This window comes from Sphingomonas sp. PP-CE-1A-559 (assembly GCF_004340965.1).
GTDB lineage: Bacteria > Pseudomonadota > Alphaproteobacteria > Sphingomonadales > Sphingomonadaceae > Sphingomonas.
Map to the genome: position 1 here is coordinate 104195 of NZ_SLYA01000004.1, position 17831 is coordinate 122025.

The following is a 17831-nucleotide window of genomic DNA, read 5'->3' on the forward strand; positions in this document are numbered from 1 at the left end:
CTTTGAGCAGCGGCCGCGCTCAGTCGGTAGTTCGTGTATCGATTCCGTGATTTCCGCGTGGCTGACCCGATAATCCGGTTATGGATTCTCGTCGTCTTCGGCCTGTGTCGGGACAGCGGACCATGCCGAAACGAAAAGGCATGACCATGCGGCCAGACGCTAACGACACGATGTCCCCAGAAACCAAGACCGGCGTGACCCGCCGTAACCTGCTCGGCTCGGCGATCGTCGCCGGCGGTGCAGCCGCGCTGCCGATCGCGCACGCCGACGCCGCGACCACCGAGCGGACGGTCGACGTCCTGCTGATCGGCGGCGGCATCATGAGCGCGACGCTCGCCGTCCTGCTTCGCGAGCTCGAGCCGACCTGGACGATCGAGATGGTCGAACGCCTCGACAAGGTCGCCGACGAAAGCTCCAACGGCTGGAACAACGCCGGCACCGGCCACTCCGCGCTGTGCGAACTCAACTACACGCCGGTCAACAAGGCTGACGGCAAGGTGGAGATCGCCAAGGCGGTCGAGATCAACGAGCAGTTCCAGGTCACGCGCCAGTTTCTCAGCCACCAGGTCGATACCGGCATCCTCGCCAACCCGCGCTCGTTCATCAATTCGACGCCGCACATGAATCTGGTGTGGGGCGATGCCAACGTCGCCTTCCTCCAAAAGCGCCACGCCGCGCTCCAGGCGAGCCCGCTCTTTTCCGGCATGGAATTCACCACCGACCCGAAGCAGATCTCGCAGTGGGCGCCGGTGATGATGGAGGGCCGCGCGCCCGGCACGAAACTCGCCGCGACGCGCTCGCCGCTCGGCACCGATTGCGACTGGGGCGAGGTCACGCGCCAGTACATCGCCTCGCTCGCCAAGCAGGACAATTTCACGCTGACCACGGGCCATGAGGTCCGCTCGCTCGAACGCGAGACGATCGGCGGCAAGAAGGCGCGCTGGCGCGTCACCGCGCGCGACATGAAGACCGACGAGAAGCAGGTCATCAAGGCGCGCTTCGTGTTCGCAGGCGCCGGCGGTGGCGCGCTGCCGATCCTGCAGAAGTCAGGCATCCCCGAGGCCGACGACTATGCCGGCTTCCCGGTCGGCGGCTCGTTCCTGGTCGCGGACAAGCCCGAAATCACCCACCGCCATCTCGCCAAGGTCTACGGCAAGGCGGCGGTCGGCTCGCCGCCGATGTCCGTGCCGCATCTCGACACGCGCTTCCTCGACGGCAAGCAGGCGCTATTGTTCGGCCCGTTCGCGACCTTCTCGACCAAGTTTCTCAAGGAAGGCTCGTATTTCGATCTTCCGGCGTCGGTCACGCTCGACAATTTCCGGCCGATGCTCGCGGTCGGCTGGGACGATTTCGACCTCGTCGAATATCTCGCGGGCCAGCTCATCATGTCGGACAGCGACCGGATGGATGCCCTGCGCGAGTATTTCCCGGGTGCGAAGGACGGCGACTGGCGCCTGTGGCAGGCGGGCCAGCGCGTCCAGATCATCAAGCGCGATCCGGAAAAGGGTGGCGTACTGCGCCTCGGCACCGAGATCGTCGCGTCGAAGGACGGCTCGATCGCCGCGCTGCTGGGCGCTTCGCCGGGTGCCTCGACCGCGCCGTCGATCATGCTCAACCTGCTGAAGAAAGTGTTCCCGAACCACCTCGCCACCGCCGGCTGGCAGGCGAAGATCCGCGAGATCGTGCCTACCTACGGCGTGATGCTCAACGAGACGCCGGACGTCCTCGCCGAGCATTGGGCCTCGACCGCGGACACGCTGCAGCTCGCCATCCCCTCGCCCACGGTCGGCGTTGCAGCTAGCCCGCGCCCCGCGGCCATGCGCGTAAAGCCAGACCGCAGCCCCGACCTCGCGCTCTAAGCTATACCGACGTCCATTCTACAATCCTCCCCCGCCAGGGGGAGGTGGCTGGCACTTGCCAGACGGAGGGGGAGGCAGGCGATGACGGCCGTTGCGAGTCCTCCCCCTCCGTCACCTTCGGCGACATCTCCCCCTGACGGGGGAGCATCAGCGAGTGTCGTTTCCGGAACGTACCTTAAGTCCTTGGAACGGCTGTCCTACGCCGCGACGATCTGCCACGGTCGCAAGATGATCGCCCCGCCATCCTCGCAAAACCACCACCAATCCGGCCAAGGATCGGCTTCAAAAGCCGGAAGTGCACAGTCCGCGCATACCGCGCCAGCGTGTGCACTTTGTGAACTTCCGGCTTTTCGGCGGGCCGCAGCATGAACCGCCTGGCCCCCGATGCAGATGATTCGCGCTTCATCCGTCGCGTCATCCTGACCATCGTGATCGTCTCGGTCGTCGCCGCACTCTACAAGGCCGGCGACCTGCTCATCCTCGCCTTCGGATCGATCCTGGGTGCGATCGTCATCCACGCGATCGCCGATCTCTACCGCGACCATCTCCGCGTCCCGCGCAAGCCCGCGCTCGGCCTCGGCATCGCCACCGTGCTCGGCGTCATCGCGTTCCTCGTCTGGTTGTTCGGCGTGCAGTTCCGCAGCCAGGTCAACGTCCTGATCGCCCAGACGCCGGCGCTGCTCGACCAGCTCGCCGCGTATCTTTCGCAAAGCGCGGTCGGCGCGAAGCTCGTCGATGCCGTGCAGCAGGCCTATGCCGGGTCGAAGGTCGCGCAGGACGTCGGCGGACTCGTGACGGGCGCGGGCGAACTCGTCCTAAACTGCCTGTTGCTGTTGGTCGGCGCGCTGTTCTTCGCCGCCGATCCCAAGGTGTACGAACGCGGCTTCCTGTTGCTGATCCCACGATCGAAGCGGGCCGCGGTCGAGGATGCGCTGTTCGACGTCGGCTCGACGCTCCGGCTGTGGCTCGGCTCGTCGCTGATCCTGATGACGACGATGGGAATCCTGGTCGGAATCGGGTTGTGGTTGTCGGGCGTCCCCAGCGCTGCCGCGCTCGGCCTGCTCGCCGGATTATCCGAGTTCATTCCGTATATCGGCCCCACCGCGGCGATGATCCCCGCGCTCGGACTCGCCGCGACGCAAGGGACCTCCTCGATCGTCGGCACGCTCGTCACCTATGCGGTCGTTCGGCTCGTCCAGACCAATTTCATCACGCCGTACGTGCAGAACCGCGTGATCTCGATCCCACCCGCGATCACGGTTTTCGCGATCATCGGTATCGGTACGATCTTCGGCCTGTTCGGATTGTTCTTCTCAGCGGCGCTGCTGGTGGTGATCTTCACGCTCGTCCGCAGCCTGTATCTGCGTGAGGTTCTCGGCGAGGATATCCCGAAGACGGTCCACCGGACGCTGCTCGGCCCCGACCTGACGCCGAGCCCTCCGACCGAAGATTTGTAAAGAATTCAACTGCTCGGCGGCGATCCAACCGATTCGTCGCGTCAACCTTAGTCCGAAATTAACCTTTTGCCTTCAGATGTTGTGTGGTTAATGAATAGAAGTCGAGCGGCTGGCATGGGGTGTCGGGCGGTCTCGCGAACAGGGGACGACGCATGCGAGTGCTGCTGATCGAGGACGAGCCGACGACGGCCAAGGCTATCGAGCTGATGCTGACGACCGAAGGGTTCAACGTCTACATCACCGATCTCGGGGAAGAAGGCCTCGATCTGGGCAAGCTGTATGATTACGACATCATCCTGCTCGACCTGAACCTGCCCGACATGCACGGCTATGACGTGCTGAAACGCCTGCGCGTCGCGCGTGTCGCGACGCCGGTGCTGATCCTGTCGGGCGTCAACGAGATGGACTCGAAGGTTCGCAGCTTCGGCTTCGGCGCCGACGACTATGTCACCAAGCCGTTCCACCGCGAGGAACTGATCGCGCGCATCCACGCCGTCGTCCGTCGCTCGAAGGGGCACAGCCAGTCGGTCATCCGCACCGGCAAGCTGGCGGTCAATCTCGATGCGAAGACGGTCGAGGTCAATGGCAGCCGCGTTCACCTGACCGGCAAGGAATATGCGATGCTGGAGCTGCTTTCGCTCCGCAAGGGTACGACCTTGACCAAGGAAATGTTCCTCAACCACCTTTACGGCGGGATGGACGAGCCCGAGCTGAAGATCATCGACGTCTTCATCTGCAAGCTCCGCAAGAAGCTCAGCCTTGCGTGCGACGGCGAGAATTACATCGAGACCGTCTGGGGTCGCGGCTACGTGCTGCGCGAACCCGACGAAGTGCTCGAATCCCAGGTCGCGTAACTCCCCAGTTTTCGGGAGCAAGAAGGCCGCGGCATCGGGGGGTGCCGCGGCCTTTCCTATTTTGGGGTTCCAAATCCTCCCCCGCCAGGGGGAGGTGGCTGGCCCTTGCCAGACGGAGGGGGAGGAAAGAAGTAACCGCTTTCCTCGTCCTCCCCCTCCGTCGCCTACGGCGCCACCTCCCCCTTGCGGGGGAGGATACTGGAACTCGTCCTAAGTCTTACGCCGCCACCGCCGGAACAGCCCCCGCTTGCTGAGCGACTCGAACATCTCCTGAGGGCCTTCCGGATCGAGCACCTCGTTGTCCGCCAGCCAAGCCTCGACCGCAGTCAGGTCGGGCACCTCGTAACACCGCAGCGTCTTGCTCACGCCCTCCCGCTCCTGACGCAACCGCTCGATCGTCTCGATCAACGATCCGGTCTCGGCGATCATCGCGCTGACCACCTCCACCGCGACGCCGAGATGCTCCGCCATCAACCCGTCCCGGATCGCCGCAATCCCCTCCGCGGTCGCCGCATCGACAGCCCGGATCGCCAGGTCACACTCCGTATCAAGCCGCAGCGATCGATTGTTGACGTTCGAAGACCCCAACCGGAACACGTCGTCGTCCGCGATCAGGATCTTTGCGTGGCAATAGATCGGCGCGCCGTCCTTGGTGTACGGATGATACATCCGCAGCCGCCGGTGCGTGTCACGCCGGTGCAGTGCCTCCATCAACCGCGCCCGCGCGGTGTCCATCGCCAGCGGCTCCAGCCACCCCTGCGCCACGGTCGGGTTGATGATGACGATCTCCGGCCCGTCCGCCTCGTCGAGCCGCCGCGCCACCGCCTCCGCCACTTTCCGCGATGCGAAATACTGGCTCTCGATATACAGATGCTTCCTCGCGCGGGCGATCTGCCCCAGGAACAGCGCCTCGCTCTCGTACACCGGCGCCTGATCCGACATCTCTGGCTCGGTCCGCGCGATGCCGACGTCGACGTTGCGAAAATCGACCGCGAGCCTCTCGGGCCAGAACGTCCCGCCCGGCACCCCCGCCGCCATCGGCTTGCCTCCCGCCAGTCGCCAGCGACGGCGGAACAGCTCGCCCAGCGCATGCGCGACGGGTCCTTGCACCGCGCTGATCGCGTCGTGCCACGGCTTGTACGGGTTGCCCGACGGCTGGACGCGGTGCGGATCGCCGTCGCGGTGTTCGCGCGTGTCCCAGCGGTCGCCGGTCATGTCGATCCCGCCGCAGAACGCCAGCGCGTCGTCGATGATAACGATCTTCTGGTGATGCGACGCCGCGGTCGGATGATGCCCGTCGAGCTTGGTATGGATCCGCTTGTGCCGCATCCACTTGATCATCGTGAACAGCGTCGACCCGCGGAACAGCGACTTGATCGCCCCGGTATCCCAACGCAGCACGAAGATCTCGAGTTCGGGCTCGCGCTCGACCAGCCAGTGCATGAACGCGCCCAGCGTCTTGGGTTCGCCCGGCCGATCGACGCCGGGCTCGAGCGAAATACGCGCATCGAAATCCCAGCCGATCAGCAGGATGCGGCGTTTGGCCCCCAGCATCGCGACGCGCGCCGTCTGGAAATAGTCCGCCGCATCGACGATCACCGCCATCCGTTCGGCGCGTTCGACCCGCCAGCACTCCGTCCCAACCTGCATCGGTATCCCTTCGTCCATTGCGCAAAGATATGCGCGGCGCGCCGTTTTGGTTGCGTGAATGCCCTGTATCGTCGCGCACAGCCGCCCTATCTGGGATGACGATGGCCGCCCCTCCTACCCAGCCGCCGGTGCAGCGCAAGGTGATCCATGTCGACATGGACGCCTTCTATGCGTCGGTCGAACAGCGCGACGATCCCTCGCTCAAGGGCCGCCCGGTGGCAGTCGGCGGGTCGCGTGCGCGCGGCGTGGTGGCGGCGGCAAGCTACGAGGCGCGCGCGTTCGGTGTCCGCAGCGCGATGCCGTCGGTCACCGCGATCCGAAAATGTCCCGATCTCGTGTTCGTGCCCCCCCGGTTCGACGTGTACCGCGAAGTCTCGGACCGGATCCGCGCGATCTTCGCCGACTATACCGATTTGATCGAGCCGCTGTCGCTCGACGAGGCGTATCTCGACGTGACCGAGGACATCCGTGGGCTCGGCACGGCAGCTGCGATCGCGGAGGAAATCCGTGCTCGGATCAAGGCGGATACCGGTCTCACCGCATCCGCCGGGGTCAGCTACAACAAGTTCATCGCCAAGCTCGCATCGGACCAGAACAAGCCCGACGGCATCTGCATCATCACGCCGAAGCGCGGCGCGGCGTTCGTCCAGTCGCTGCCGGTCAAGCGCTTCCACGGCGTCGGGCCGGTGACCGCGCAGAAAATGGAGCGGCTCGGCATCCTCACCGGCGCGGACCTCTACGGCATGACGCTCGCGTTCCTGCAGGCGCATTTCGGCAGCTATGCGGACTATCTCTACGGTGCGGCGCGCGGCATCGATCACCGGCCCGTGCGCGTCAACCGGGCTGCGAAGTCGGTCGGGGCGGAGCGGACGTTCGAGACGAACCTGACGACCGCGGAGGATCTGCGCGCCGCGTTGCACCGGGTGGCGGATGCCGCGTGGGTGCGGATCGAACGGCACGGCACCCGCGGTCGCACGGTCACGCTCAAGCTGCGCCACGCCGACTTCCGCACGATCACGCGCGCACGATCGTCACAGGCGCCGGTCACGGACAAGGCCGCATTCCTGGCTGCTGGCCTCGACCTGCTGATGGCACAACTACCCGTGCCGGACGGCGTGCGCCTCCTCGGGCTCACCTTGTCGGGCATCATGGGCGAAGACGACGAAGTGCAGCCAAGCCTGTTGTAGGTTCAACCGACGTCGACGACCCCTGCATCGGGCGCCAACAGGGTCAGGATCGCAACCGCGCCTTGCCCTGGCCCTTCGCTCTCCAGACGCAGCGAACCCTGCATCGCGTTCACCGAATTAGCGCACCAGTGCAGCCCCAGCCCGCCAGACTTATGCGCACGCGTCGAGAAGCCGCGGTGGAACAGCGTCACTGCGACCTCGGGCGTGATCCCCTCGCCATCGTCGCGTATCTCGATCGTCACGTTGCCATCGCCCTGCTCAATGGCGGTAACGATCGATCCGCTGCCGGTCCCCCGCGCGACGATCGATTCGGCGGCATTTGCAAACAGATTGCCGATCACCTGGCTCAGGATCAGTCGGTTCGCCATGACCAGATCGGGTCCCGCGGGAAACCCGAACGCAATCGATGCGCCGTCGAGATAGCGGACGATCGTCGCGTTGCGCGCGATGATCGCGGTGACGTCGCATATCTCCAGCGCCGGACGTTCGTGCGCGCCTTGCTGCTGTTGGCCAATGATCTCCAGCACATGACCCATCGCCTCCCGTCCGATACTGAGTTCATGGCGGGTAGATTCGCGGTTGGCGACTTCTGCGTCGATCGCCGCGGTGACGAACGCGGCAAGCTTTGCGCGACGTTCGTCTGAGACGTCGCCCCTGGCGAGTTCGTCGATCGCCCGATCGAGCGTGGCGCGATCGATCGGCGGCACCTGCGCGATCTCGCGACTGAGGATCGTGCTGATCGGGTTGAGCGCGTTGCGGACGTTGTGCATCACCGCCACCGCGCTCTCGCTCCGCCCGAGATCGAATGACTGCACGCCGATCTGTTCACGGAGATCCTTCAACTGCTGCAACATCGCGTTGAAGTTGCGCCCGAGCGAACCGATCTCGTCGCGCCGCTCATCCTCTTCGAGCAGCGCGAGCGATCCCGACGCGCGAACACGCCGCATATGATTTTCGATGCGCAGCAACGGGCGCAGCACGAGTTGCGCAATGAGGCGACGCAGCATGATGAGCACGAACAGCAGAAGCACAATCGATCCTGCGATCGCAAACACCAGCACGCGCCTGCCAAGCCGCGTTGCATCACTTGGCACGGCAAACCGAACCGTGGCCACGGCGCGCCCATCGGCGCCGATCAGTGGCACGGCAATTGCCGCGCTCGACCCTCGATAGGTCGCCACCCCCGAACTGCGGGAACCGACATCTAACGTCGCATCTACACCCAAAGCTTCGGAAATCTGCTTGGCGGTTATCACGCGTGCGATCGCGATATAGCCCTGCCCGGTATCCGCGCCGCTCGCCGCCGCCATTCGCGCGACACCTACCGCTGCGACACTATTCCCCAGCCGCGTATAGAACCGCGCCGAACGACGCTGACCAAGCACGAGCGCGAAGTCCGTACGATCGAGCAAATCAGCCCATTGTTGCGACGACGTCGAACCCGGCGGTCCGTTCCAACTCGCGCGAGCAATGCGCCCGTTTGCTGCGATATCGGCAACGCCATCGGCAGGGAGTGATCGCGTCGCAGGCGTGGCGCGACTACCGGGCGCAAGTCTTGCCTCGGATAGCCCCGCTGCATCGCGGCGGTCTCGTGCTTCCGCCTGGACCCCGGCAGCGTATTTGGACAGCATCGCGCGCGTCCGTTCGACTTGCCCCGAGATTGCCGCGTCTTCCAGCTTTGTAAAGCTCGGCGTGATGATCGACGCCAGCAACACCGTGATCGCGACCGTCCCGCACAGCGCCACGCCCGTCATGATCAGCACGAGTTTCGCACCGAGCGACGCAGGCCGCCGCATCTTGCCGAATTGCCGGCCGAGCGTCGCCGGGACGCGACCCATCCCGACGGTCGGCACTAGTTGAGCATTCCATTACCCAATTGCCGCGGTGCCGTCGGTCCGTCACCCGCCACATCGTCTTCGCCGCCGAGATAGCGCGCGTTTGCCATGTCGAGCGCCACATCCGCAGCAACCGGGCGCGAGTAGAAATATCCCTGGAAATGGCTCGCTCCAGCCAGCTTGAGCGCCTGGACCTGCGCGTCGGTCTCGACGCCTTCCGCAATCACGCCCAGCCCCAGCGCGCGGCCAAGATGGATGATCGAATGCACGATCGCCGCGCTTTCGCGCTCCCGACCCATCCCATCGATGAACGAGCGGTCGATCTTCAGGCAATCGAGCGCGAACTTGCGGATGTTGTACAGGCTCGAATACCCCGTCCCGAAATCGTCGAGCGCGATCCGAAATCCCATCTGGCGGAGCTTGTAGAGCGTTTCCGCCGCCCGTTCGGCATCGTCGAAGATCGCGGTTTCGGTGATCTCGATCTGCAATCGTGCAGGCTCGATCCCGGCGCGCTCGACGCTCTCCATGATGTGCCCGACGAAATTGTGGCGGCGAAACTGGCGCGGCGAGAAATTGACCGAGACATACTGGCCGGGCCATTGCTTCAGGACGTGCAGCGCTTCGCCGAGCACCCAGTCGCCCAACTCGTGGATCAGGTTCGATTCCTCGGCGATCGGGATGAACGTGCTCGGGCTCATCGCGCCATATTCGTCGGTGTTCCAGCGGATGAGCGCCTCGAAACCGATCACCTCGACCGCGTCGCGCGACACGATCGGTTGATAGACCAGGCTCAATTCGCCCTTCGCGATCGCCTGGCTCAGCCCACCCTCGACCCGCCGGCGAAACCGGATGCCTTCGTCCATGCTCTCGTCGAACAGGCGGACGATCCCTCGCCCACCACGCTTGGCGTCGTTGAGCGCGAGATCGGACCGTCGCATGACATCCACCGGATCGCGGCCCTGCCCACCCTCGCTGACAACCACGCCCGCCGACGCCCCGCCCTGCACCGAATTGCCGAACACCTGCAGGCTGACCGAGCACGCCGCGACGACACGCTCGCACGCCATGACGCCCGCCGCCTCGCCGGACGTCTCGAACAGGATGCCGAACTCATCCCCGCCAAGCCGGGCGACCAATGCTCCCTCCGGCGCCGATCGCTGCAGGATCGTGCAGATCTCACGGATCAGCGCGTCGCCCGCCAGGTGGCCGAGCGTGTCATTGACCAGCTTGAACCGATCCAGATCGACCATCACCGTCGCGAACAGCCCTGCCGCGCGGGTTCGCTCGGCAAGCGCGCGCAGAAATGCGAGCCGATTCGGCGCATCGGTCAGCGAATCATGTGTCGCCATATGCACCGCGCGACTCTCGTTCGCGGCTAGTTCGGCGCTCTGCTCTTCGAGTTGAACGACCTGCGCGGCCAGCGTGACGCGCGCCGCCTTCAGCTCGCGATCGATTTCCCACCGCTTCGCAAGCGCCGTCGCGGTCTGTGTCACCTCGGCAACCTCGAACGGCTTGGCGATGTAGAAGATCTTGTCGGCAGGTCCTGCGACCTTGCTGATTTCGATCGGTGAAAAATCGGAAAAACCGGTGACGATGACGAGGTTGATCTCTGGGTCGAGCGCCCGGATGCGCTGCGCCGTCTCGCGCCCGTCGATACCGGGTGGCATGCGGATATCGATGAACGCGACTGCGAAAGGTTCGCCGTCCGCCAACGCCCGCGCGACGTCCGCGGCCGCGTCCAGCCCTTGGTGCGCATGCGTCAGCGCGAAGCCCGCGATGTCCCCGCGGCGCAGATCGCTGGCGTTTCCTCCAAACAGGTCCGCCGCTATCGCGCCGAGCGCCTCGCCGCTCTCCGATCGCTGACCGGCTAAGCTGCGCCGGTAGCTGTCATGCATCGCTGGCTCGTCGTCCACGATCAGAATGCGCATCGATACAGTTCCTCACTGGCCACCGCATCCGTGCCTTGCGGTACGCCAAGTGCCTTCATCGTTACGAAGGATAGTAACCTAAAGCAGTTAAGACGCTGTGAACGATGTTTGTAACTTATGTCCAAGTGCTTGAGCGCCCAGTACGATTGCGCCCAGCGGCCCGGCGTTGTTGCCTAACGCGGGCGGCACGATGAACGTGTCGACCAGCGCGACCTCGGGCAGCGTGATGTACCCGCCAAGGCTGCGCGTCATTGCTGCACGAACCCGCGGGAACAGGTGTGATGCCCCCATCACGCCGCCGCCCATCACGATGCGGCGTGGGATGCCGGTCAGCACGAGCGTGTGGCAAAGCTGCCCGAGCGCGTCCGCGACGTTATCCCAGACCGGATGCTCGGCGGGCGCTTCGTCCGCCGGAAAGCCGATCCGTGCCGCGATGGCGGGTCCCGCTACCAGTCCCTCGACGCACGCGCCGTGGAACGGGCAATTGCCGATCCAGTCGTCGCCGTGGAACCGAGCGGGGCGGATATGCCCGAGTTCGGAGTGCGTGAGGCCATCGACCGGACGGTTGCCCGCGATCATGCCGGCGCCGACTCCGGTACCGACCGTGACATAGGCGATGTCCGGCAAACCCTTCGCCGCGCCCCAGAACGCCTCGGCCAGCGCCGCGCCGACGACGTCGCTGTGAAAGCCGGTCGGCACGCCGTAGCGCCGGCTCAGCCGTCCCGCGATGTCGGTTCCCGCCCAGCCCGGCTTGGGCGTCGAAGTGATATGGCCGTAATCGCCCGAATGGCGATCGATCGAGACGGGGCCGAAGCTCGCGATACCGATCGCCACGAACCCGCTCCAGCGATCGAGTACCGCCTCGATCGCGGCCAGCGTCTCTTCGGGGCGCGTGGTCGGTATCCGCACGGTTTCCTCGATCTGGTCGGGTCCGCGCGCAAGAATGCAGATGCATTTGGTGCCGCCAAGTTCGATACCTGCGACCAGCGGTGCTTCCGTCATCCTCAACTCCCAACACGTTTACCGCGCCCGCTTCCTTCGCCGACGCCGTCCAGTCAAGAGCAGGTCGGTTCTGACGATCACGCTGAACGAGGATTTTGATCTGCTGTCGATCTGTCGGGTGATGCGTTATGCCGGTCGAGTTCACCCGAGCAGACAGGAATTCCGAATGGCGAAGAAACCCGCGAAGCTGATCAAGACGGACACCGATGTTTCGGTCGAGGCACAGCCACAGTACAAGGTCGAATATCGCGAGATTCAGCCTTATGGGACGTTGAAGAAACTCCCGATCGCACTTGAGGACAATGCCCGCGCCCAGAGCGTCGCGACGCTGAACCAGGTACTCGCGGACACGATGACGATCCGCGACATGTACAAGAAGCATCATTGGCAGATGTCGGGCGCAACGTTTTACCAACTGCATCTGCTGCTCGACAAGCATTACGAGGAGCAGGCAGCACTCGTCGATCTCGTCGCCGAACGCATCATGGCACTTGGCGGTATCTCGATCGCGATGTCGCACGACGTCGCGGAGATGACGACGATTCCCCGCCCGCCAAAGGGTCGCGAAGACGTCCCGACGCAGCTCGCGCGCCTGCTCGAAGCGCATGAGATCATTCTGCGTCAGGCCCATGAGGGTGCCGAAGCCGCCGACGAATCGGGTGACGACGGCACCAACGATCTGCTGGTGAGCAACATCATTCGCACGCACGAACCGCAGGTGTGGTTCTTGGCGGAACACCTCGCCGCGACCGAACTGGTCCGCAGCGACAAGTAAGATTACGGCCCCCTCTTCATGCGAAGAGGGGGCCGTATTTTCGTTCCGGCAATGCCGTGGGCGATAGCCCGCCCGACGTGCTCAGCGCGTGGCGTTATACTTCAACTGATCGTCGGTGAGCTGGAACCCGACCAGCGCCTCGAAGCTCGCACGCAGCACGGCCTGGCGAACTTCCGGCGTGCTCAGCGGATCGACCGCAGCGTCCTGATCGCCTGCCTTGCGCTTGCGGGTCAGCTTCTCCCGAACGTCTTCCGGCAAGGTGGCCGCAGCCCGCGATACCGTTGCCGTCGTCGTGGCCGACGCCGATGCCAGCGCTTGTCCGGCGGCAAAGTGCAACGTCGCACGGCCGATGCGCTTGGCGACGACCGCGCTGCCGCCGCGCACGACGGTGATGAAATACGGCAACGTCACGTCGCGCGCGGCGTCGGTACGCGTCCGGCGAGCGCGGATGTCGAACGTCACGTTGGTCACGACCTGGTCAGTCGCATCCGCGCAGGTCGATCGGACGTTGGTCATGAAGCCGGCGACGTCGATCGCCGACTGGTCGCGGCTGGTGACCGGATCGAACAGCGTGATGTCGCCGGTCGCTGCCGGGATCGCCACGGGCGGGCAGACCGAGCGGACTGCGGAAATGCCGCCGGTCGCATCGACTTCGCCCTTGCCGGCGCACCCGCTCAACAAGATCGCACACGCAGAAACGGCTAGGATAGGGGCTTTCACGGCGACGCTTACCTTCTCGAACGAGCGAAAGGGCCACCGCATGTCGCAAGCGGCCCCTGTCGCGGCGCACCATAGGAACCGGCTATCGTCCAGGCAAGCAATCGCGTAGAGGCTTGGCATCATGAGCCCAATCGACAAGCCGCCGCTCGAACTGTTGATCGCAGCACCCCGAGGCTTTTGCGCAGGCGTCGACCGCGCGATCCGGATCGTCGAACTGGCGATCGAGAAACACGGGGCGCCGGTCTATGTTCGCCACGAGATCGTCCACAACAAGTTCGTCGTCGACACGCTGAAGGCACAAGGCGCGATCTTCGTCGAGGAACTCGACGAGGTGCCCGATGGCGCGCCGGTCGTGTTCTCGGCGCACGGCGTGCCCAAGTCGGTGCCGCTCGATGCGCAGAATCGCGGGCTCGAATATCTCGACGCAACCTGTCCTCTGGTGTCGAAGGTGCACCGCCAGGCCGAGCGTCTGGTAGCGCAGGGGCGGCATATCGTGTTCATCGGCCATGCCGGCCATCCCGAGGTGATCGGTACGTTCGGACAGGTTCCGGCGGGTGCGATGTCGCTGATCGAGACGGTCGAGGACGCCGAGGTGTTCATGCCGATCGATCATACCAACCTCGCCTTCCTGACGCAGACGACGCTGTCGGTGGACGACACCGCCGCGGTGGTGGCAACGTTGCAGCGTCGCTTCCCGCAGATGTTGCCGCCGCGTGGCGAGGACATCTGCTACGCGACGTCGAACCGCCAGACCGCGGTCAAGGCGATCGCGCATAGCGTCGATGCGGTGTTGGTGATCGGTGCGCCGAACTCGTCCAACTCGGTGCGACTGGTGGAGGTCGCCGAGCGCGAGGGAACGCCGGCGATGCTGATCCAGCGCGCGAGCGAACTCGACTGGGACTTCCTTGCCGGTGTCGGCACGCTGGGGATCACGGCTGGCGCTTCGGCTCCCGAACTGCTGGTGCGCGAACTGGTCGATCGGCTGTCGGAGCGTTTCACGGTGTCGGAGCGCGAGGTCGAGACGAACCGCGAGACGATCGCGTTCAAGCTGCCACGCGGACTGGAGGCGGCCGCCTAGCATGGCGGTCTACACGCAGGTGTCGGCGGAGGCGCTGGGCGCGTTCCTCGCGCGGTACGATCGGGGCGAACTCCTGTCCGCCAAGGGCATTGCGGAGGGCGTACAGAACAGCAACTACCTCGTCGAGACGACCGCGGACCGCTTCATCCTGACGCTGTACGAGGAACGGACGTCGACCGACGACCTGCCGTTCTTCCTCGACATGCTTGATCACCTCGCCGCGGACGACAATCCGGTACCGCGCGCATTGCCCGATCGTGACGGCGTGGCAATCCAGCTGCTCGCGGGGCGATCGGCATGCCTGATCGAGTTCCTGACCGGGGTTTCGGTATCGCATCCAACCGCGGCGCAGGCGTTCGCGGCGGGTGCGGCGATGGGGCAGATGCACAACAGCCTCGCAGGGTTCGACCAAGTCCGCCCCAACCCGCTCGGTGCGGATACGTGGCGACCGTTCCTGGAGCGCTGCGGCCGCGACATCGACACGATCGAACCGGGGCTGTTCGACCGGACCGAGGCGGCATTGACGGCGGTCCTGGCGAAATGGCCGCGCGACCTGCCGATGGCGGCGATCCATTCGGACCTGTTCCCCGACAACGTGCTGATGCTCGGCGACCGCGTGACCGGGGTGATCGACTTCTATTTCGCCTGCACCGACATTCGCGCCTATGATCTGGCAGTGATGCACACGTCGTGGGCGTTCGACGGCAATGGCGAGAATTACGACCCGGCGATCGGCAAGGCGCTGATCGACGGCTATGCCAGCCGCTTCCCGCTGTCCGATGCGGAACGCGCCGCGCTGCCGATCCTGGCGCGCGGCGCTTGCCTGCGGTTCCTGCTGACGCGCGCGTGGGACTGGCTCAACACGCCGGCCGATGCGCTGGTGACGCGCAAGGATCCACTCGCCTATTGGCGGCGGCTCGAGACGTATCTCAAGGACGACCTGTTTGCATGACTGACGAAGCTCCCGTTTCCATCACCAAGGTCGAGATCTTCACCGACGGCGCGTGCAAGGGCAATCCGGGGCCCGGAGGCTGGGGTGCGGTGATCCGCATGGGCGCGCACGAGAAGGAATTGTCGGGCGGCGAGACGCCGACGACCAACAACCGGATGGAGATGACCGCGGCGATCGAGGCACTCAACGCGCTGACCCGGCCGTGCGCGGTGACGCTGTATACAGACAGCAAATACGTGATGGACGGCCTCACCAAGTGGGTGAAGGGATGGCAGCGCAACGGCTGGAAGACCGCCGACAAGAAGCCGGTGAAGAACGCCGAGCTGTGGCACGCGCTGCTCGCGGCGGTGGCGCGGCACAAGATCGAGTGGCAGTGGGTCAAGGGTCACGCGGGTCACCCGGAGAACGAACGGGCCGACAAGCTGGCAAGCGATGCCGCCGTCGCGGCGGGGCGCAAGTAAGAGCTAGAACCGCCCGGGCGAATAGCGTGCGGCGTCGATCGCTGCGACTGCGGGATCGGGACTGACGCCGAGCAGCAGGCTGGCGGCGAGTAACGCAGCCGCGGGGGCGGTCTGAATGCCGAAGCCGCCTTGCCCTGCGCACCAGAAGAAGCCGGGCACGTCGCGGTCGAAACCATAGATCGGCAGGCGATCGGGTGCGAATGTGCGCAGGCCTGCCCAGCGACGCTCGACGGCGGCGACTCGCCAGTCGACGACCTGCTCGAACCGATCGATCGCGATCGCGACGTCGATCTCCTCGGGAGCGGCGTCGCACGGGTCCGTCGGCGTCTCGTCGTGCGGGCTCAGCCACAGCCGACCGCCGGGCTCGGGCTTGAAATAGAAGCGCCCGGCGATGTCGGCGATATGCGGCAGCCCTTCGGGTGCGCCGGGGTCGGTACGCAGTTGCACCATCGTCCGGCGATAGGCCTGCAAGCCTAGCGGGCGGACGCCGGCCCGCGCTGCGACCGTATCCGCCCAGGCCCCGGTCGCGTTGACGATCGTCCTTGCCTGGAACGCACCTGCCTTCGTCTCGATCGTCCAGATCCCGTCGGCGCGCGTCGCTCCGGCAAACGCGGCATCGGTGACGAAGTCCGCACCGGCGCGCCGGGCAGTGGCGATGCTTTCGGCATGAAGCGCGGCAACATCGATATAGGCGCAGCTCGCCTCCTGCACGCCGAGCGTCCATTCGGAACGCAGTCCGGGCACGGAATCGGCAGGATCGACTCGGTCCAGGCGCACGTCGCTATCCGCGAACTCGGCAAGAAACGCGTCCATCGCCGATTCGTCTTCGGCACGGCCGATGTGGAGCGAGCCCAACGGAGCAAGATAGCCGCCCGCACGTAACGACGGACCGGACGCGGTGGTCAGCGGCTGGATACCCGGTCCGCCGTAAGTTTCCGACCAGAAGGCGGCCGAGCGCCCCGTTGCGTGGTAACCCGGCGTGTCCTCTGCCTCCAGGACGAGCACCCGCGCCTGCGACCCGATCGCCGCGGCCAAGCTTGTCCCCGCCATGCCTGCGCCGACGATCGCGACATCGTACACGCCCGTCACCGTCAGGCCACGCACGCAGCCAGGAACGAATCGATCGCCGACAACGCCCGATCTCGCACGCCATCCGCCTCGCGCAGGATCTCATGCGCGGACTCCGGACCGAACCGAACGACCTGCGCATTACGCAGCCGCGCCGCAAGCCGGAGCGCCGCACGCGGATCGACCAGCTTGTCGGCCTCCGCAATCAGCATCAGCACGGGCGTATCGATCGACTCGACCCGCGCATCGGTCGCCAGCGCCGCAGCGCCCGCGAACCCCTGTGCGAGCCACGCCCAGCTCGGCGGACCCAACACGAGTTCGGGATGCGCCGCCTGCCACCAGCCTTCGTCGCTGTAGCGATTGGCGTCGTGCGTCAGCAGCGACTGGCGCGAGGCGACCGATCCCGGCCGCTCGTTGCTGCGCCATGCCGCCCGCGCGGGGTCGCCACGACCGGCAATCCACCGCGCAATCGTGGCGCTGAACGCCGCCCCGAACGGCGCCTTCAACCCGATCATCGGCGCGACCAGGATCGCCGCATCGGGCGCGATCGTGCTATCGCTGAGCGCACGCATCACTATCATCCCGCCCATCGAATGGCCGAGTATAACGCGTAGCAGGCTGTGGCCCGCGTCCTCCGCGCTCCAATCCGACCAGAACGCCGTGAGGTCGGCATCGAAGACGCGATAGTCGCTCGCGTGGCCGACATGCGGATCGCTCGACAAGCGCCCGGAACCGCCCTGCCCGCGCCAGTCGAACGCCGTCACCGACCACCCCGATGCATGCAGGTACGCGAACGTCTCGAGATATTTCTCGAAGATATCGCCACGCCCCGTCTGGAACAGAATCCGCCCTCGTGGCGCCTGCGCAGGCCAGTCGAATCGGCGCAACTTCCAGCCGTCTGGCGCGGTCCAATAGCCGATGCGCGCTTCGTCGGGAATCGTCCGACGCACCGCCGGCGGATCGATCGTCATGCGCAAACCCGTGCCACCATTCGAAATTCTCCAG

The 17831-nt window shown here is 65.4% G+C and carries 15 protein-coding genes; 8 read left to right on the forward strand and 7 right to left on the reverse strand.

All coding sequences use genetic code 11. The features are described 5' to 3' along the window. Positions 1 to 140 precede the first annotated feature (140 nt). From mqo to C8J42_RS13970, 3 genes are all read left to right on the forward strand, one after another. Complete coding sequence (mqo, locus tag C8J42_RS13960) at positions 141 to 1859, forward strand: malate dehydrogenase (quinone) (protein ID WP_133020559.1); 1719 nt, start codon at positions 141 to 143, stop codon at positions 1857 to 1859. 365 nt (positions 1860 to 2224) lie between these two features. After that, positions 2225 to 3316 (forward strand): AI-2E family transporter, encoded by a 1092-nt coding sequence (locus tag C8J42_RS13965; RefSeq protein ID WP_133020560.1) that lies wholly within the window; start codon positions 2225 to 2227, stop codon positions 3314 to 3316. Positions 3317 to 3468: 152 nt separating this feature from the next. Further along, positions 3469 to 4170: a response regulator transcription factor CtrA gene (locus C8J42_RS13970; RefSeq protein ID WP_056064964.1), complete on the forward strand. Its 702-nt coding sequence runs from the start codon at positions 3469 to 3471 to the stop codon at positions 4168 to 4170. A 210-nt stretch (positions 4171 to 4380) separates the two neighbouring features. Here the strand turns inward: C8J42_RS13970 and C8J42_RS13980 are convergent, their stop codons facing one another. Further along, on the reverse strand, positions 4381 to 5820 hold the full coding sequence (locus tag C8J42_RS13980; RefSeq protein ID WP_133020701.1) for a phospholipase D-like domain-containing protein: 1440 nt from the start codon (positions 5818 to 5820) through the stop codon (positions 4381 to 4383). Positions 5821 to 5921: 101 nt separating this feature from the next. Between C8J42_RS13980 and dinB the strand changes: the two genes are divergently transcribed. Further along, positions 5922 to 7007, forward strand: coding sequence for a DNA polymerase IV (dinB, locus tag C8J42_RS13985; RefSeq protein ID WP_133020561.1), 1086 nt, complete (start codon positions 5922 to 5924; stop codon positions 7005 to 7007). A 2-nt stretch (positions 7008 to 7009) separates the two neighbouring features. Here the strand turns inward: dinB and C8J42_RS13990 are convergent, their stop codons facing one another. The 3 genes from C8J42_RS13990 to C8J42_RS14000 form a co-directional block, all read right to left on the reverse strand. Further along, positions 7010 to 8860: a sensor histidine kinase gene (locus C8J42_RS13990; protein ID WP_243644434.1), complete on the reverse strand. Its 1851-nt coding sequence runs from the start codon at positions 8858 to 8860 to the stop codon at positions 7010 to 7012. After that, positions 8860 to 10770 (reverse strand): GGDEF and EAL domain-containing protein, encoded by a 1911-nt coding sequence (locus tag C8J42_RS13995; protein ID WP_133020562.1) that lies wholly within the window; start codon positions 10768 to 10770, stop codon positions 8860 to 8862. The genes C8J42_RS13990 and C8J42_RS13995 overlap by 1 nt, the downstream gene beginning before the upstream one ends. Before the next feature lie 87 nt (positions 10771 to 10857). Further along, a complete protein-coding gene (locus C8J42_RS14000; protein WP_133020563.1) occupies positions 10858 to 11772 on the reverse strand; it encodes an ROK family protein in 915 nt (304 codons plus the stop codon). 166 nt (positions 11773 to 11938) lie between these two features. On the opposite strand from C8J42_RS14000, the gene C8J42_RS14005 reads away from it, so the two are divergent. After that, entirely contained in the window at positions 11939 to 12547 is a 609-nt protein-coding gene (locus C8J42_RS14005; RefSeq protein ID WP_107954496.1) for a DNA starvation/stationary phase protection protein, read from the forward strand. An 81-nt stretch (positions 12548 to 12628) separates the two neighbouring features. Here C8J42_RS14005 and C8J42_RS14010 read toward each other — a convergent pair whose 3' ends face one another. Continuing rightward, positions 12629 to 13267, reverse strand: coding sequence for a hypothetical protein (locus C8J42_RS14010; RefSeq protein ID WP_243644436.1), 639 nt, complete (start codon positions 13265 to 13267; stop codon positions 12629 to 12631). Positions 13268 to 13388: 121 nt separating this feature from the next. On the opposite strand from C8J42_RS14010, the gene ispH reads away from it, so the two are divergent. The 3 genes from ispH to rnhA are packed head-to-tail and all read left to right on the forward strand — an operon-like array spanning position 13389 to position 15758. Continuing rightward, on the forward strand, positions 13389 to 14345 hold the full coding sequence (ispH, locus tag C8J42_RS14015; RefSeq protein WP_056064973.1) for a 4-hydroxy-3-methylbut-2-enyl diphosphate reductase: 957 nt from the start codon (positions 13389 to 13391) through the stop codon (positions 14343 to 14345). 1 nt (position 14346) lies between these two features. After that, positions 14347 to 15297 (forward strand): homoserine kinase, encoded by a 951-nt coding sequence (gene thrB, locus C8J42_RS14020; protein WP_133020564.1) that lies wholly within the window; start codon positions 14347 to 14349, stop codon positions 15295 to 15297. Continuing rightward, a complete protein-coding gene (rnhA, locus tag C8J42_RS14025; RefSeq protein ID WP_056064977.1) occupies positions 15294 to 15758 on the forward strand; it encodes a ribonuclease HI in 465 nt (154 codons plus the stop codon). Before thrB ends, rnhA begins: the two co-directional genes overlap by 4 nt. A 3-nt stretch (positions 15759 to 15761) precedes the next feature. On the opposite strand, the gene C8J42_RS14030 is transcribed toward rnhA, so the two are convergent. Together C8J42_RS14030 and C8J42_RS14035 are read right to left on the reverse strand one after the other, a co-directional pair. Then, positions 15762 to 16862, reverse strand: a complete 1101-nt coding sequence (locus C8J42_RS14030) for an FAD-binding oxidoreductase (RefSeq protein WP_279388749.1) — start codon at positions 16860 to 16862, stop codon at positions 15762 to 15764. Continuing rightward, positions 16850 to 17797, reverse strand: a complete 948-nt coding sequence (locus tag C8J42_RS14035) for an alpha/beta hydrolase (protein WP_133020565.1) — start codon at positions 17795 to 17797, stop codon at positions 16850 to 16852. Before C8J42_RS14035 ends, C8J42_RS14030 begins: the two co-directional genes overlap by 13 nt. Positions 17798 to 17831 lie beyond the last annotated feature (34 nt).

Bases quoted from the DNA above. Each gene is read 5' to 3' on its own strand.
- dinB (WP_133020561.1), top strand. From the start codon at position 5,922: ATGGCCGCCCCTCCTACCCAGCCGCCGGTGCAGCGCAAGGTGATCCAT.
- mqo (WP_133020559.1), top strand. From the start codon at position 141: ATGACCATGCGGCCAGACGCTAACGACACGATGTCCCCAGAAACCAAG.
- ispH (WP_056064973.1), top strand. From the start codon at position 13,389: ATGAGCCCAATCGACAAGCCGCCGCTCGAACTGTTGATCGCAGCACCC.
- thrB (WP_133020564.1), top strand. From the start codon at position 14,347: ATGGCGGTCTACACGCAGGTGTCGGCGGAGGCGCTGGGCGCGTTCCTC.
- C8J42_RS13965 (WP_133020560.1), top strand. From the start codon at position 2,225: ATGAACCGCCTGGCCCCCGATGCAGATGATTCGCGCTTCATCCGTCGC.
- C8J42_RS14035 (WP_133020565.1), bottom strand. From the start codon at position 17,797: ATGACGATCGATCCGCCGGCGGTGCGTCGGACGATTCCCGACGAAGCG.
- C8J42_RS13970 (WP_056064964.1), top strand. From the start codon at position 3,469: ATGCGAGTGCTGCTGATCGAGGACGAGCCGACGACGGCCAAGGCTATC.
- C8J42_RS14005 (WP_107954496.1), top strand. From the start codon at position 11,939: ATGGCGAAGAAACCCGCGAAGCTGATCAAGACGGACACCGATGTTTCG.
- C8J42_RS14000 (WP_133020563.1), bottom strand. From the start codon at position 11,772: ATGACGGAAGCACCGCTGGTCGCAGGTATCGAACTTGGCGGCACCAAA.
- C8J42_RS13995 (WP_133020562.1), bottom strand. From the start codon at position 10,770: ATGCGCATTCTGATCGTGGACGACGAGCCAGCGATGCATGACAGCTAC.
- C8J42_RS13980 (WP_133020701.1), bottom strand. From the start codon at position 5,820: ATGCAGGTTGGGACGGAGTGCTGGCGGGTCGAACGCGCCGAACGGATG.
- rnhA (WP_056064977.1), top strand. From the start codon at position 15,294: ATGACTGACGAAGCTCCCGTTTCCATCACCAAGGTCGAGATCTTCACC.